Genomic DNA, 15,023 nt, shown 5'->3' with positions numbered 1-15,023 from the left:
AAGTGTCTTCTTATAATGGAATAAAACCTGTTAGATGACGTTATTAAAAGGATATATCCGGCGCTGCTTCGCGTTGGCTATTCAGCCATTAAGATGACACTGGCGACATAAAAACGAGAATGACCTGATCGTATTCTCCCGTCTCTTTATGTCGCCCCCGCTTAACGTTTTATGCGCTGCGGCCAGTTAATAGATGAGACACCATTGAGTATCGGGCGGGCAAACAGGAAACCCTGAAAACGCTCAATCCCGGCGGCTTCCAGCCAGCACCACTCTTCCACTTTCTCCACGCCTTCGGCCACTACGGTAATTTGCATCTCAGCACAGCAATCGATAATCGCTTTGACGATAGCCTGCTTCGGGCCGTGCATATGGATATCGGTGACGATGCTGCGGTCAATCTTGAGTTTGTCCGGCTGAAACTTGGCAAGCAGAGACAACCCCGCAAACCCGGAACCAAAATCGTCGATCGCCAGACCAATTCCCGCCGCACGTAACTGACGAATAGCTGAGGTAAATTCGTCATAGCTGGAAATCATTTCATCTTCTGTCACTTCAACGATGACCTGCTCAGGATCGAGTTGATTGCGTTTAATGTGATCCAACAAAATGTTCACGGCGCCGGGTATCTTTACCAGTGACATCGGCAACAAGTTGATGGCTACCTTGTGATTTCCAATCCCCAGACGGCGCGCCATCGCCAGTGCCCAGCCTTTTGACGCCAGGTCCGCCTCGTGCAATTTATGTTCGGGAATGGTTGAAAAATAGTCCTGCGGGCTCCCACCATCCGGCCCACGGATTAACGCTTCGAGTGAGGATATATTGCCGCGCGCGGGGTCAACAATGGGCTGAAACGCAAACTGACAGGGTTGATTATGTAATATGGGAACGTTCGCCAGCTCAAACGGCGGAAGTTTGGTATTCAATCGCCAGCGTTCAGCGGGGTAATTTAAAACGTGTTTTGACGGAAGCGGTGACGAGACAAAATTGCGAATAAATTTATAGACGCGGTCATTGCGGGCAAGATGGTACTTTAATCTGCCAAATTTAATCACCATGCGCAGTACTGCGCTCGGTCTGGTATTTCTCAGGTCAAACAGTACCAGCCCCTGGTCAAGGAAGCGGCGATGTGGCGAAAAATCACGCATCAGCTCTACGACGTGTGCATGACGAACATCTTTGTTAATACGTTCAAAAACCGCGTTGACTGCAGAGATGGGGCCTTCCAGTACCTGTAAAAACTGTCTGCCATCAAACAGCAACACACCCGTCACCTGCAGTGCCGTATTCCGTAGGCTTGCCTGCTGTACAAGCCCAGCCAGTTGCGAAGGATCCAACGCATAATTAAGCCGGCTACGATAGATCAAAGTCGCTAACACTGAGTACTTCCCTCAAAAAAATATCCACACAAAAATTGCATGAATAGACGCAATGGTAATAGTGTAACAAGGAAGCTCAAATTCCGTTCACTGATTAAAGCCTTTTCTGTGCCTGTTATCGTGGACTAGCCCACCCACCTTGAGAAACTGCCTAACCTACAGATAAACATTTTAACCGCTCACCAGCAGACTTTTAGCTACACTTTAGTATGTACTATATATCCACCAGAAGATTTTGATCTGATAATGACAAAAATATTACAGTTTTGCGAATATATTAGTCTGCTATGTTAATGTTTCTATTTTTGATCGCTTATTTTCTATGCTTTCTTGTATTTTCCGCCTTTAATTTGCATTAAGTCTTGTTTTTCATCCCGGTGAAAAACATCATGACATTTTTCTTTTGCAAAATCATAACAATATTTAAATAAATTACCGTAAGCATGGCTTAAAAAATATTTACCGCAGCTACTTTCAGTTGTATGGCTGTTCGTGGAAAATGTGCAGGTAATAACAAAAAACTCTCTGTCGGGTTAATAAAAAAAACACCTTCACCGACAGAAAAAATCCTGTTTATTGTACGCAGTTTATTGTGGGGTTATTTATGAAGCGTAACACTCCTGTTACACAGAGAGAGTATTTGCTTAACGAAGGTACGACACTGCTTTCGACAACGAATACGCATAGCCATATAACTTATGCAAACACAGCATTTATAGACGCCAGCGGATTTACTGAGGACCAGCTTGTCGGTGAACCTCACAATCTTATTCGTCACCCGGATATGCCCTCCGCCGCGTTTGGCGATCTGTGGTTTACCATTCAGCAGGGCGATAGCTGGACCGGCATGGTGAAAAACCGCCGTCAGAATGGCGACCATTATTGGGTTCGTGCAAACGTCACTCCTGTTTATCAACAAGGGCAACTTACTGGTTATATTTCAGTGCGTAATATTCCAGCGCGCGAGGAAATTACCGCCAGTGAAAAACTTTACCAGTTAGTCAATGATAATAAATTAGGCGGGCATCGTTTTTATAAAGGCCTGGTGGTACGACGTGGCCTGCTCTCTTTTTTATCCATTTTCCAGCGCATGAGTGTAACGCGGCGAGCTAACTTTGGCCTTTTTATCGCCGCCGCATTATTCGTGGCGATGCAATTTGCCCCCTTTAATCTGGTAGAAAAAATCGGTGCGACAATCGGAATAATGGCCCTGCTGTCTGTTTATTTACAGGCGCAAATTTGTCGTCCGTTGAAAGTTATCCTCTCCCAGATGCAAAAAGTAGTCTCCGGGCGTAAAGCCGATTATCGCCATTTTAATCGCGTGGATGAAATTGGTTTACTGATGCGCCTGGTCAATCAGTCAGGTCTTAACCTCAATTCACTGGTCGGTGATGTCTCCGCGCAGATCAATGGCATTCGTGACATTAGTCTGCGCATTACCGAAGAAGGCGAGTCCCTGCAAAAACGCACAGAAGAAACCTCTGCGGACCTGCACCAGACTGCCGCCGCCGTTGAGGAGATTGCCAGCGCGGTAAGGCAGACCGCTGAAACCGCCGCTGAGGCGATGACCCGCGCAGATGAAACCAGCGTCAGTGCGACAAACAGCGGTGCCATCATGAAGAAAACAATCTCGATGATGCAGGCCGTATCCCAGGATAACAGCAAAATCGTCGATATCATCGGCGTGATTGACAGCATCGCCTTCCAGACGAATATTCTGGCGCTGAACGCCGCGGTAGAAGCGGCGCGCGCAGGCGAATCAGGGCGTGGTTTTGCGGTTGTTGCGGCGGAAGTTCGCAACCTGGCACAGCACTCAGCCTCGGCAGCGCGCGAGATTCAGGCACTTATCGAACAGAACGTGGCGAATGTCAAAAACGGCGTTGAGATGGTGGAAAACACCGAAACCCACCTGACGGCGATGATTGATAACGTTATGACGATGTCGACGATGATCAAAGAGATTGGCACCGCAACGCATGAACAGACGCAGGCCCTGGAGCTGATCAATAAATCCGTTTCCCGCGTCGGGGTGATGACGCACAACAACACCAGCATGGTGGAAAATGTGACCAGTGCGGCAGAAAATCTCTCTGAGCGCGCAGCGCGTCTGCATCGCGCCGTGCATGTGTTCGGGAGTAGCGAAGGCTAATTATTTCATGACCATGCTATAGTCAGTCTCTCACTATGCTGACGCGCAAGGTTACCCATGTTCGCTTTGGTCAGAAGGTTGTGTTTGGTTATTGCCGCCGTCACGGCGACATCTGCCGGGGCCAGTTTGCAACCCCCGGCAGGTTACCAGCAACCACCGCAACACCATGCTGCTTCCCGTTTTACCTGCCCTTCCTTTCCGGCCCCCTTTACCGGGGCATTAGATTTCACCAGTAAATATGAGGGGTCGGACAGCGCTCGCGCCACGCTGAATCCACAAGCCGACCAGGCATTCCATGAGCAGACAAAGGCGATCACTGAACTTGAAAAAGTGGTCAGCCAGGTCGTGACGGGATTCGCCCGCGATGGCAACCCGGCGCGGGCAGATTGCGTGGTCAATGGCCTGGATGCCTGGGCACGTGCCGGCGCATTAACCGCTGTTGCCAAAAACCACACCGGGAAATCGATGCGAAAGTGGGCACTGGCAACGCTCTCTTCGTTCTGGCTGCAGTTGAAATTCTCCCCTGCGCATCCGCTAGACCGACAGCAGCAAAAAGCAGCCGACGTTGAACACTGGCTCAGTCATCTGGCCGATTTGACAGTGGCGGACTGGCGTGACCTGCCATTAAAACGGGTTAACAACCACAGCTACTGGGCGGCCTGGGCGATTATGGCGACGGCGGTTGTCACCGACCGACGCGATCTCTTTGATCAGTCACTGGCGATGTACCGCACCGCCGCAAACCAGGTGGATAGCGAGGGTTTCTTACTCAATGAACTGCGCCGCAAGCAGCGCGCTTTTTCCTATCACAACTATGCCATTCAGCCGCTGGTGATGATTGCCCTGTTCGCGCGCAGTAATGGTGTTGAGGTGACGGCGGAAAATGATAACGCGTTGCAGCGACTGGCCCGGCGCATTTTGTCCGGGTTCGACAATCCGGATGTGTTCACCCGTAAGACCGGTATCACCCAGGACAGTGCTTTTACTCAGCAGGCCTCCAGCATTGCCTGGCTTGAGGGCTGGTGTGCGCTGCAAACCTGCGATGCCCGGACAAATCAGCGAATTGCCGCCCTGCGACCGCTGCACAGCACCCGGCTGGGCGGGGATCTGAGCTGGTTTTTTGCCGCCCATTAACCGCAGCCGGACTGTTCCGAAAGCGGGCATCGATCATTGCACTCGCTGGCGGATTAGTGGACCATCACTTTTGCGGCTACCGTGTAGTCGCACTGGATCAGGTTATATTTCGCCCGGTCATCGCGCCGGGCTTGTCCTTGAAACATCAACTGGATTAAGGAGTAAGCATGAAATCGAACCGTCAGGCACGTCATATTATGGGGCTGGATTACAAAGTCTCTAATATCAGGAAAGTGGTGAATAAGGACGATCACGAAGTGACCGTGACGCACCGTTCTGGTCGTCATCGTCGCGTTGAATAACGTACATTTCCCCTTTCATGCCGCCCCGCCAGGGGTGGCATTACACCTCGTAAAATTCATCTCCCAAATCGCGTGAACAAGAAGTATTTACCATATGTATGCTTTATACTGGCGCGCGCCGCTGTACCCGCGCGAACAGGCATTCGCGACGGAATCGTCGACTTAGGAGCTGTAAAATGCATACGAAGCATAATAAAAACCGATCGCTGTATATTCCCTATGCCGGGCCTGTATTACTTGAGTTCCCGCTACTCAATAAAGGCAGCGCATTTAGTGTAGAAGAGAGAAGCCACTTCAACCTGCTGGGGCTGTTGCCAGCCGTGGTGGAAACCATTGAAGAACAGGCTGAACGCGCCTGGTTACAGTACCAGGGCTTTAAGACGGATATCGACAAGCACATTTACCTGCGAAATATCCAGGACACCAACGAAACCCTCTTTTATCGTCTGGTCGAGAACCATCTCGATGAGATGATGCCGGTCATTTATACTCCGACCGTAGGCTGGGCCTGTGAACGTTTCTCAGAAATCTACCGTCGCGCGCGCGGTGTGTTTATCTCCTTGCAAGACCGCGGCAGTATGGATGACATACTGCAAAATGTGCCGAACCATAACATCAAAGTGATTGTGGTCACTGACGGTGAACGTATTCTCGGTCTGGGTGACCAGGGTATCGGCGGTATGGGCATTCCTATTGGTAAACTCTCCCTCTATACCTCTTGTGGTGGTATCAGTCCGGCCTACACCCTGCCCGTGGTCCTCGATGTCGGTACCAACAATCAACAGTTGCTTAACGACCCGCTGTATATGGGCTCGCGCCATCCGCGTATTACCGGCGATGAGTACACCGCGTTTGTTGATGAATTTATCCAGGCGGTGAAACATCGCTGGCCGAATGTGCTGCTGCAATTCGAAGATTTTGCCCAGAAAAACGCAATGCCATTGCTTAATCGCTACCGCAATGAAATCTGCTGCTTCAATGATGATATTCAGGGAACCGCCGCCGTGACGGTCGGTACGCTGATCGCTGCCAGCCGCGCGGCGGGTAGCCAGCTCAGCAACCAGAAGATTGTCTTCCTCGGCGCGGGCTCTGCCGGGTGCGGTATTGCCGAGCAGATTATTGCCCAGACCCAGCGTGAAGGGCTAAGCGAAGCCGATGCCCGTCAGAAAGTCTACATGGTGGACCGCTTTGGCCTGCTCACTGACCAGATGCCGAATCTGCTGCCGTTCCAGAACAAGCTGGTACAAAAGCGCGAAAATCTGCAGAACTGGGATGCCCAGACCGATGTGCTGTCGCTGCTCGACGTAGTGCGTAACGTTAAGCCGGATATTCTGATTGGCGTTTCCGGCCAGCCGGGGCTGTTTACGGAAGAGATCATCCGTGAAATGCACAAGCATTGTCCGCGTCCAATCGTCATGCCGTTGTCAAACCCGACCTCGCGCGTTGAGGCGACACCGCAGGACATTATCAGTTGGACGAACGGTATGGCGCTGGTCGCCACAGGTAGCCCATTCACGCCGGTAACCTGGAACGAGAAAACCTGGCCTATTGCACAGTGCAACAACTCCTATATCTTCCCGGGCATTGGTCTGGGTGTGATTGCCTCCGGCGCATCGCGCATTACCGACGATATGCTGATGTCCGCCAGTGAGACACTGGCGAAATACTCTCCGCTGGTCATTAACGGAGAAGGATTGGTCTTACCGGAGTTGAAAGATATCCATATCGTTTCCCGCGCAATCGCCTTCGCGGTGGCAAAAGTCGCCCAACAAGAAGGGGTTGCTGTAAAAACGTCCGAAGAGGCGCTGTTGCAGGCGATTGACGATAACTTCTGGTTGCCGGAATATCGCAACTATCGTCGAACCTCTATCTGATGACTCACCCGGCAGCGCGATGTTGCCGGGTTTCTTTTCTCTTCTCCGCCGCTATTTTTGTTTTTCCCGGTCAGGCCTCTTCACTACGACCTGTTAACAAGAATGCACTGAGTCATGACGGGAAATGCGTTTCTTCGGCCGTCACAATGCCTTCGAAAGCGCTTAATTCCAGCAATCGGCTATGGATCCAGTAACGGGAAAATTCAGCGCCCAGCGCCGCCTTGAGGTAGTCGCATTGGGCGAAGATAGTAAGGGCGTCCTGTTGAAAAAGCGGTAGCACTGGCGCGTTATTAAGAATATCCGGCAGCTCGGTATCGTTAACCTGTTCCAGACCATACAGCATACCGGTCAGCACTGTCGCCATAACCAGATAGGGATTAGCATCGGCGCCGGCCAGTCGATATTCAATACGCCTGGCCGCATAATCTGAACACGGTATCCGCAGTGCGGCGGAGCGCTTGTTAAAGCCCCAGGCATTGAAGATCGGTGTATCAATACCCTTACGTAAGCGCCTGAATCCATTCACACCCGGCGCCATGATGGCCATTGATGCTGGCATAAGCCGGAGCAATCCGGCCAGACACAGACGGGTCATCTCATTGAGTTCCCCCTCATCGGATGCAAAGATATTCTCGCCATGGACATTGTTAAGGCTGATATGAAAATGCAAGCCATTACCCGCGAGCGCAGAGAAGGGTTTTGCCATGAAATTTGCCTGCAAACCCAACTTTTCCGCTACGGCAGAGGTTAATTTGCGTAATGCGAGAACGTTTTCGCACAGCGCGACCACATCGCGGGAGTGGTGCAAATTCAGTTCAAACTGCCCGGGCTCTGCCTCACAAACCACACCCGATAACGGCAAGTTTTGTGCGGCGGCCATCGCTTCCAGTTCTTCAACAAAAGCCGTCTTTACGGCCGACAGTGACAAATGAAAACAGCCGGCTTCCTGCTGATGATGTTGTTGGTGCGGATCGATGAGATAAAATTCAATTTCCGGCGCGATAATGGGAAATAAACCGTGGTAATGAAATTTCGCGAGGACGTTTTCGAGAATAGCTCGCGGGTCGTACTCAAAGCCGCCGCCTTCATGATTGCGCATCATCAGTAATAATTGTGCATGATGACTGGGATCCTGAGCGCAGGGACGCAATGTTCCGGGGACGGGCATACAGAGATTATCGGGTTCATCTTCTGCATTATCATTTTCTCCCCGACTGATGACATGGCCTTTTTTGTCCATGGTATAAACAGACTGCGGGAAATAACATCCTTGTGCCAGTGCGTCTAATGCAGCGATGGCAATGCGTTTTCCACGGAATATACCGTGCGTGTCGGTCAGATAAATATCAACGTGGCGGGTATCCGGGTAACGCGCCAGATAGTGGTGAACTTCTTTCGCAAAATCACTTTCGATCCTCTTCTTTGATACATCCATGAGGGCAACAACTGGAGATGGTGTTGCCGTAAACGGGAAAAGAGAGCGCATATTTTTGAGTGAGGTAAAGTTCATCAGTGAGTTCATGGGTTTCTTTCATTAAGGCCTTGCGGCGATGAAAGCAGCATAAAATAAGCGGCATAAAGAGCCTGTAAAAAGGGAATTTACCGGCGTAAAAAAACTGTAAATGCCCATGACGCCGATGCTGGCATCCTCGGTAAAACCTCGCTACACTGCTGCTACCCATTAACCGGATAAATAAAAGGAGGATAATTATGTCGTACTGTGAACGTTTTCTCGTTTCACATGCCTTTGGTGATCGCACCAGCTCAAGCGTTATCGGTATCGTGCTGCGATAACTTCGGCTTGAGCGAAGCTAACTAAACCCCTTCCTCGGGCTTACCGGGTTATCGTCAGCGATGTTTGACGAGGCATGCCTATGCCTGTAACTCTTGAGTAAGCAATGAGCACATTACTGTCTGCACAATCATTACGTGTTGAAACGGCATTTGGTCCGTTATTTTCTGATATCTCCTTTACCCTGAAACAAGGCGACCGGCTTGGTCTCATTGGCGACAACGGCTGCGGCAAAAGTACGCTATTGAAAGTCCTGGATGGCACCCTTTTGCCCTCTGCGGGCAGCGTTTCAGTGGCGAATCACTGCCTGATGGCGCGCGTTGAGCAACATCTGCCCGACACGCTGCTGGATCTCACCCTGCTTGACGCCGTGCTGGCCCGACTTGCGCCGGGCGAACGTGACATTCAGCGCTGGCGTGCGCAAGCGCTGTTAGCCGGAATGGGACTCAGTGAACATGAAATAGCCCTACCTGCGGCAACCCTCAGTGGCGGGCAACATACCCGGCTATTGTTGGCCCGCGCGTTAATCACCGATCCTGATTTATTGCTATTGGATGAGCCCAGTAACCACCTCGATCTGCCAACCATGCTCTGGCTGGAGCGATTCCTGCAGCGCTGGTCTGGTAGCTTTGTGCTGGTTTCTCACGACCGGGCGCTACTGGATGCCGTGACCAATGGCACCTGGATCCTTCGCGATAACCGGTTGCATTACTTCGCACTTCCCTGCTCTGCCGCGCGTCAGGCGCTGCAGGAGCGGGATGCCAGCGATGCATTGCGCCACAAAGCAGAGCAAAAAGAGATCGACCGGGTTACCAGCAGCGCCAAACGGCTGGCGACCTGGGGGCGTGTTTACGACAATGAAGATCTGTCGCGCAAAGCAAAGCAAATGGAAAAGCAGGTAGAACGCCTGAAAGAGAGCCAGACGCAACTGACGGCAGGAAGTCTGTGGCGTTTAACACTCCAGGGCGAACCGCTGATTGCCGACCGTTTGCTGGAGATGGAACATCTCCCCGTCAGCGCCGCGCCGGGATTACCACCGCTCTTTTCCGTGCCGCTGGCGCGGGTGAAAACCGGCGACCGGATTGCCATTATCGGGCAAAACGGCTGTGGGAAGTCCTCTCTGCTTCGGCTTATCTGGCGTCAACTGACCGGTGATATCGCGGCTCCTGGGATAACGGTTCATCCACGTCTGCATGCCGGGTACTATGATCAGACGCTGGAGCAACTGCCCGATGACGCGACGCTTCTGGATGCGCTGGAGCCGTTCGCGCCGTCGGCGGAATTGCGCAAAATGACGTTAATCAGCGCCGGGTTTGCCTGGGCTCGTCACGGACAAAAAGTGGCAACGCTCAGCGGCGGCGAGCGCTCCCGGCTGCTGTTTGTTGGCCTGTCGCTGGCACGCTACAACCTGCTGATGCTCGATGAACCGACTAACCATCTGGATATGAGCGGTAAAGAGGCACTGATGCAAACGCTGCAACAGTTCTCGGGCGGTGTACTGCTGGTCAGCCACGATCGTGAGTTGATTGGCCAGAGTTGTAACCGCTTCTGGCTGGTTGAACAGGGGCAGTTTAGCGAATGGCACGACGTCGAGGTGGTCTACGACCGTCTGCGCCAGCAACAACAGGGAGATGAGAGGCCGGTGACAGCAAAAGCGACATCAACGGAACTGGTTGATGAAAGCGATGCGTTACTGGAGCAGTTAATTGCGCTGGAAACCCGCCTTGAGCAGGATCTGGCGCGTAAACCGGCGCATCAAAAACCGTTGCTACAGGCGCAGTGGCGAGAGGAGATAGCCAGAATCAACCGGTTACTGATGTAAGACCCCGACCTGAACAGGCGCTTTTGCGCCTGTTTTTTCTCATGGCGAGAGAGGCGTTATCTGTTGTAAAAAACAACGTAAGCGCTAAAAATGGCCCCGCATAACCGCAGATTTCTTTTGCATGATGTTATATATGCGCTGTCTTATTAATATTTTTGTGCATACCGACTGAGGTGAAACAGATATGGATATTTCGACCCGTGGCCTGGATGTGTTGTTTATTGCAGGTTTTGGCCCAGTCCCACGCAACGTGGGCGACAGTAAAGCACTTTACCAGGAGCTGTTAGGTCTTCCCATTAAGCCCATGGAGGGCAATGAAGATTACCTGTTAGCCGAACATGGCGCGCTGGACGGCGCAAAACATTTTGCACTCTGGCCGTTGCATCAGGCGGCACAGTCCTGCTTTGGCACAGAAGTATGGCCTGCCGATATTCCCGCGCCGCAAAGCTGGATTGAGTTCGAAGTCGCCGATCTTGACAGCGCAACCCGTGTGCTGCGCGAAAAAGGCTACGCCCTGCTCGTGGAGAACCGCCTTGAGCCCTGGGGACAAAGCATCACCCGCTTTCTCAGTCCGGAGGGCATTCTGGTGGGCTTAAGCATTACGCCGTGGTTGCGCGATTAATTGTGATGTGACGAAAAACGCTCCCTTGAGAGCGTTTTTTCAGGCCAGTGCGCTAACGTCAGCACGAACCCGCTTCGCCTTTACGCGCCCGTACATTAGCAGCGCTGACATGGCCGAGAACGAAAGAATGGCGGCGGGCAAGGTGACGTAATCCCAACTCAGACCGAGCGTGATCATCAGACCGCCAAAATAAGCGCCGATGGCACTGCCGAGGTTAAAGGCAATTTGCCCTCCTGCCGCCCCCAGTAATTCACCGCCTTTGGCATTCTGTAACAGCAGAATTTGTAGCGGTGCCGCCAGAGCGAACAGACCCGCGCAGCAGATAAAACCCATCGTTAAAGAGGCGACTTTGTTTTCGCCGAAGGCAAACAGCAGCAGCAAAGACAGGACTATCACCAGATCGGTGGTGGCTGCGATACGCAGCGGGCTATATCGTCCGGATAATCTGCCGCTTAACAGATTACCCAACACCATTCCCAGCCCCATCAGCATCATGATGACTGTCATGAACATTTCCGAAAAGCCGGAAACGTTCAGCATAAATGGCTTCACAAAGCTGAACCAGGCGAAGACGCCCGCGTTGCCAAACATGGTGGCGGCGAAGATAAACCACGGCTCTGATTTTTTCAGAAAGCGAAACTGTTCGGTAAAACGGGTTTCGGATTTATCAAAAAGTTGAGGAACCCAGAGGAGAATGGAAACGAGCACCAACAAATTAAACAGCGCAATCAGCATGAAGGTGTAGCGCCAGCTAAAGGCATGACCAAGCCAGGTTCCCAGCGGTACACCCGCAAGGTTAGCCACCGTCATCCCGGCGACCATACCTGCAACGGCCAGTGTCACTTTTCCCGGCGGGGCGATTTTAGACAAAATAATTGCCCCAACGCCGAAGAACGCGCCGTGAGGGAACCCCGACACCAGCCTGCCGATGGCCAGCATGGTATATGACGATGAAAAGGTAAAAATTGTATTCCCCACCGCGCACATGGCGACCAGGAACAACAGAATGGTTTTCAAGGAAAAACGGCTGGAGAACACGGCGATAATCGGCGCGCCGATCACCACGCCAAAAGCATAAAAGGAGATCATATTACCCGCCGACGGAATGGAGATCCCCACATCTTTCGCCAGTTCGGTCAGCACACCCATAATGCCAAATTCCGCCATGCCAAGGCCAAAAGTGCCCAGTGCTAACGAAAAAATCGTCTTTTTCATACCACAACCACATGTTAATAGAATGCAACAAGCATTATCGACCATTCGTTAAGTGTGAACCAGTTCAAACTCTCCTGCTGGCAAATTCATCCATACATTCAGCTCAGGCTGTGAATGTTTTCATACCCTATGCGATATATCGGAAGCCCCTGAAATACAATGACACGAGTAATTTTCGCGCGCACCTGAACCGACCATTACACTTCTTAGGCGTCTCGTTATTTTATTTGAAAGAGGAAGAGAGTCATGGGAAAGAAGAAAAACATCAGCACCATCGCTGACGCACCTCCTGCGGCGCCGCTTAAGAACAAGGAATATGAGAAAGAGTTACGTCGGCTTCACGTTGAACTGGTAAAACTTCAGCGCTGGGTTGTCAGTAAAGGGCTCAAAGTCTGCATCGTCTTCGAGGGGCGTGATGGCGCGGGCAAAGGCGGCACCATCAAAGCCATTACTGAACGCGTCAGTCCACGTATCTTCCGCGTTGTCGCCCTGCCCGCCCCCACTGAGCGCGAAAAAAGCCAGCTTTATCTGCAGCGTTACGTTCCCTATCTGCCGGCGGCAGGTGAAATTGTTATCTTTGACCGTAGCTGGTACAACCGCGCCGGGGTCGAACGCGTGATGGGTTTTTGCACAATGGAACAAGTAGATAAATTTCTGGAAAGCGTCCCGATGATGGAGCGTGCTATGGTTGAGTCCGGCATTATCTTGTTGAAATACTGGCTTGAGGTGACGCCGGAAGAGCAAGAACGCCGTCTGCGCGACCGCGTGAATGATGGCCGCAAGACCTGGAAGCTATCCCCCATGGATATCAAATCCTTCGATCGCTGGGATGATTATACCGTTGCGCGAGACGCGATGTTCGAAGCCTCCGATACCTCATGGGCACCGTGGTTTGTCGCCCGCTCCGAAGACAAAAAACGTGTACGGCTGAATATCATTACCCACCTGCTAACGCAGATCCCTTATGAGGATATTCCGGACGATCCGGTGGAGTTCCCGAAACGCAAAATAGGTAAAGTTAAACCCACCCATTATCCTTTCCGTATTATTCCCGAACCGTTCTGAATAATTGCCTTACTGCATCGGTTACCGCTGCCGATGCAGTTGCCTTTATTTCACGTGTTTGTTTTTTTCTGGAATTGTTGAACGCGCCAGGCCGGGTAAGCGGGTAAATACGCAGTTGGCATACCCGGCGAACGCTATCTGAGCCCGTGCATATTCTCTTCTTTGGCTTCCTGCCTTTCGACCTCACGGTACCAACGCGGATGATGTTTGCGTGCCCAGCGGCGGCTCACTTTCCCTTCGATCATCCCTTTAATTGAGCCTTTCACCCAGAACGCCATATACATATGAATCAGGATGGCGTGAAGAAGGATAATGGCAGAGGTTGCGTGAATCAGCAGGCTATAGCGGATCACCTGAATCGGAAAATATGGGGCAAACCAGGGGCGCCAGATGATGATGCCGGATACAAGTAAGATAAAAATCATACTCATGATGGTCCAGAACATCATCTTTTGCCCGGCGTTATATTTGCCGACTTTCGCAACCTTGTGCTCGTTGCCTTTCAGTACCTCCACAATCCCTTTCAGCCAGGGAATATCCTGCCTGTCCGGGATGTTGTGATGCACAAAGCGCACAAACATCACCATCAGCAGCAGAAAGACCGCAACGCCAAAGAACGGGTGCAGGATGCGCCCCATCTGCGGTGTACCAAAGGTCTCCGTCAGCCATTGTAGCGTCGGAAAGAAAAACGAGATCCCCGACAGCGACACCAGGAAGAAGAGGATAACCATCGTCCAGTGACAGGCGCGATCAATAAACCGGGTGCGCACAATCATTTTCGAATCACTCATGATGCTCCTCGTCGTCATCGACTTCTTTATTCGGCCCAATGCCGATGTAGTGGTAAATCAACCCGGCAAACGAGGCGATAAATCCGGCGGCAGCCAGCGGCTTCAGCGCCCCTTTCCACAGGCTGATGGACGTGTCGATGGCCGGATCCTTCGGCAGGTTGTGGTACAACGCCGGTTGGTCATTATGGTGCAGCACATACATCACATGTGTGCCGCCAACGCCTTGCGGGTTGTAGACCCCCGCATTCGGATAGCCGCGTTTTTTGAGTTTCTCCACACGCGCCTGCGCGACGTCCAGCATCTCCTTTTTGGTACCAAAGCGAATGGCCCCGGTTGGGCAGATTTTTACGCAGGCCGGCTCCTGGCCGACACTCACGCGATCCACACACAAGGTGCATTTATAGACCCGGTTATCCTCTTTATTGAGGCGCGGGACGTTAAAGGGGCACCCGGCGATGCAGTAGCCGCAGCCGATACAATTTTCCTGCTGGAAATCGACAATCCCATTGGCGTACTGGATGATCGCCCCGGCGGATGGGCAAGCTTTCAGACAGCCCGGATCCTCACAGTGCATGCAGCCGTCTTTGCGAATCAGCCACTCCAGCTTGCCGTTCTGTTCGGTTTCGCTAAAACGCATCACTGTCCAGGATTTGGCGCTCAGATCCGCCGGGTTGTCGTACACCCCGACACAGTGCCCGACTTCATCGCGGATATCATTCCACTCAGAGCAGGCCACCTGGCAGGCTTTGCAGCCCACGCAGGAAGAGACATCAATCAGCTTGGCCACTTCATCTTTATAATCCCGCGCACGTGGCGCGGGGGTGATGGGATTTGTCGCGGAGCGCTTGAGAATGTCCTGTGTTTCCATTGCCATATCG

Annotated in this window: 12 protein-coding genes; 7 read left to right on the top strand and 5 right to left on the bottom strand. The window is 52.0% G+C overall.

Going from position 1 to position 15,023, the window contains the following annotated elements:
- Positions 1 to 161: 161 nt before the first annotated feature.
- A complete protein-coding gene (locus tag IP582_RS12585; RefSeq protein ID WP_193793352.1) occupies positions 162 to 1,379 on the bottom strand; it encodes a diguanylate phosphodiesterase in 1,218 nt (405 codons plus the stop codon).
- 604 nt (positions 1,380 to 1,983) lie between these two features.
- Here IP582_RS12585 and IP582_RS12580 point away from each other — a divergent pair.
- From IP582_RS12580 to IP582_RS12565, 4 genes are all read left to right on the top strand, one after another.
- Positions 1,984 to 3,528, top strand: coding sequence for a PAS domain-containing methyl-accepting chemotaxis protein (locus IP582_RS12580; RefSeq protein ID WP_193793351.1), 1,545 nt, complete (start codon positions 1,984 to 1,986; stop codon positions 3,526 to 3,528).
- A gap of 84 nt (positions 3,529 to 3,612) precedes the next feature.
- Complete coding sequence (locus IP582_RS12575) at positions 3,613 to 4,662, top strand: mannuronate-specific alginate lyase (RefSeq protein ID WP_228007881.1); 1,050 nt, start codon at positions 3,613 to 3,615, stop codon at positions 4,660 to 4,662.
- Between the two features lie 167 nt (positions 4,663 to 4,829).
- Entirely contained in the window at positions 4,830 to 4,964 is a 135-nt protein-coding gene (gene sra, locus IP582_RS12570; protein ID WP_193793349.1) for a stationary-phase-induced ribosome-associated protein, read from the top strand.
- A gap of 176 nt (positions 4,965 to 5,140) precedes the next feature.
- Positions 5,141 to 6,838 carry an NAD-dependent malic enzyme gene (locus tag IP582_RS12565; RefSeq protein ID WP_193793348.1) on the top strand — a complete coding sequence of 566 codons (1,698 nt, stop codon included), beginning with the start codon at positions 5,141 to 5,143 and terminating at the stop codon, positions 6,836 to 6,838.
- Positions 6,839 to 6,950: 112 nt separating this feature from the next.
- On the opposite strand, the gene IP582_RS12560 is transcribed toward IP582_RS12565, so the two are convergent.
- Positions 6,951 to 8,273 (bottom strand): glutamine synthetase family protein, encoded by a 1,323-nt coding sequence (locus IP582_RS12560; protein ID WP_228007880.1) that lies wholly within the window; start codon positions 8,271 to 8,273, stop codon positions 6,951 to 6,953.
- 463 nt (positions 8,274 to 8,736) lie between these two features.
- Here IP582_RS12560 and IP582_RS12555 point away from each other — a divergent pair, with 463 nt between their 5' ends.
- Together IP582_RS12555 and IP582_RS12550 are read left to right on the top strand one after the other, a co-directional pair.
- On the top strand, positions 8,737 to 10,452 hold the full coding sequence (locus tag IP582_RS12555) for an ABC-F family ATP-binding cassette domain-containing protein (RefSeq protein WP_193793346.1): 1,716 nt from the start codon (positions 8,737 to 8,739) through the stop codon (positions 10,450 to 10,452).
- Positions 10,453 to 10,636: 184 nt separating this feature from the next.
- Entirely contained in the window at positions 10,637 to 11,074 is a 438-nt protein-coding gene (locus IP582_RS12550) for a VOC family protein (protein WP_193793345.1), read from the top strand.
- A gap of 39 nt (positions 11,075 to 11,113) precedes the next feature.
- Here IP582_RS12550 and araJ read toward each other — a convergent pair whose 3' ends face one another.
- Entirely contained in the window at positions 11,114 to 12,289 is a 1,176-nt protein-coding gene (gene araJ, locus IP582_RS12545; protein ID WP_193796156.1) for an MFS transporter AraJ, read from the bottom strand.
- A gap of 246 nt (positions 12,290 to 12,535) precedes the next feature.
- Here araJ and ppk2 point away from each other — a divergent pair, with 246 nt between their 5' ends.
- Positions 12,536 to 13,354 (top strand): polyphosphate kinase 2, encoded by an 819-nt coding sequence (gene ppk2 / locus IP582_RS12540; protein ID WP_193796155.1) that lies wholly within the window; start codon positions 12,536 to 12,538, stop codon positions 13,352 to 13,354.
- A gap of 134 nt (positions 13,355 to 13,488) precedes the next feature.
- Here the strand turns inward: ppk2 and fdnI are convergent, their stop codons facing one another.
- Positions 13,489 to 14,145: a formate dehydrogenase-N subunit gamma gene (fdnI, locus tag IP582_RS12535; RefSeq protein WP_107223105.1), complete on the bottom strand. Its 657-nt coding sequence runs from the start codon at positions 14,143 to 14,145 to the stop codon at positions 13,489 to 13,491.
- Complete coding sequence (fdxH, locus tag IP582_RS12530; protein ID WP_193796154.1) at positions 14,138 to 15,019, bottom strand: formate dehydrogenase subunit beta; 882 nt, start codon at positions 15,017 to 15,019, stop codon at positions 14,138 to 14,140. Before fdxH ends, fdnI begins: the two co-directional genes overlap by 8 nt.
- Positions 15,020 to 15,023 lie beyond the last annotated feature (4 nt).

Origin of the sequence: Citrobacter sp. BDA59-3 (assembly GCF_015167655.1) — a bacterium.
GTDB classification, from domain to species: Bacteria; Pseudomonadota; Gammaproteobacteria; order Enterobacterales; family Enterobacteriaceae; genus Phytobacter; species Phytobacter diazotrophicus.
This window is presented reverse-complemented; position numbering and strand designations above follow the sequence as displayed.

What these genes read in the sequence shown, in the direction of transcription:
- IP582_RS12580 (WP_193793351.1), top strand. Translation starts at nt 1,984, where the DNA reads ATGAAGCGTAACACTCCTGTTACACAGAGAGAGTATTTGCTTAACGAA.
- sra (WP_193793349.1), top strand. Translation starts at nt 4,830, where the DNA reads ATGAAATCGAACCGTCAGGCACGTCATATTATGGGGCTGGATTACAAA.
- IP582_RS12565 (WP_193793348.1), top strand. Translation starts at nt 5,141, where the DNA reads ATGCATACGAAGCATAATAAAAACCGATCGCTGTATATTCCCTATGCC.
- IP582_RS12560 (WP_228007880.1), bottom strand. Translation starts at nt 8,273, where the DNA reads ATGGATGTATCAAAGAAGAGGATCGAAAGTGATTTTGCGAAAGAAGTT.
- IP582_RS12555 (WP_193793346.1), top strand. Translation starts at nt 8,737, where the DNA reads ATGAGCACATTACTGTCTGCACAATCATTACGTGTTGAAACGGCATTT.
- IP582_RS12550 (WP_193793345.1), top strand. Translation starts at nt 10,637, where the DNA reads ATGGATATTTCGACCCGTGGCCTGGATGTGTTGTTTATTGCAGGTTTT.
- araJ (WP_193796156.1), bottom strand. Translation starts at nt 12,289, where the DNA reads ATGAAAAAGACGATTTTTTCGTTAGCACTGGGCACTTTTGGCCTTGGC.
- ppk2 (WP_193796155.1), top strand. Translation starts at nt 12,536, where the DNA reads ATGGGAAAGAAGAAAAACATCAGCACCATCGCTGACGCACCTCCTGCG.
- fdnI (WP_107223105.1), bottom strand. Translation starts at nt 14,145, where the DNA reads ATGAGTGATTCGAAAATGATTGTGCGCACCCGGTTTATTGATCGCGCC.
- fdxH (WP_193796154.1), bottom strand. Translation starts at nt 15,019, where the DNA reads ATGGCAATGGAAACACAGGACATTCTCAAGCGCTCCGCGACAAATCCC.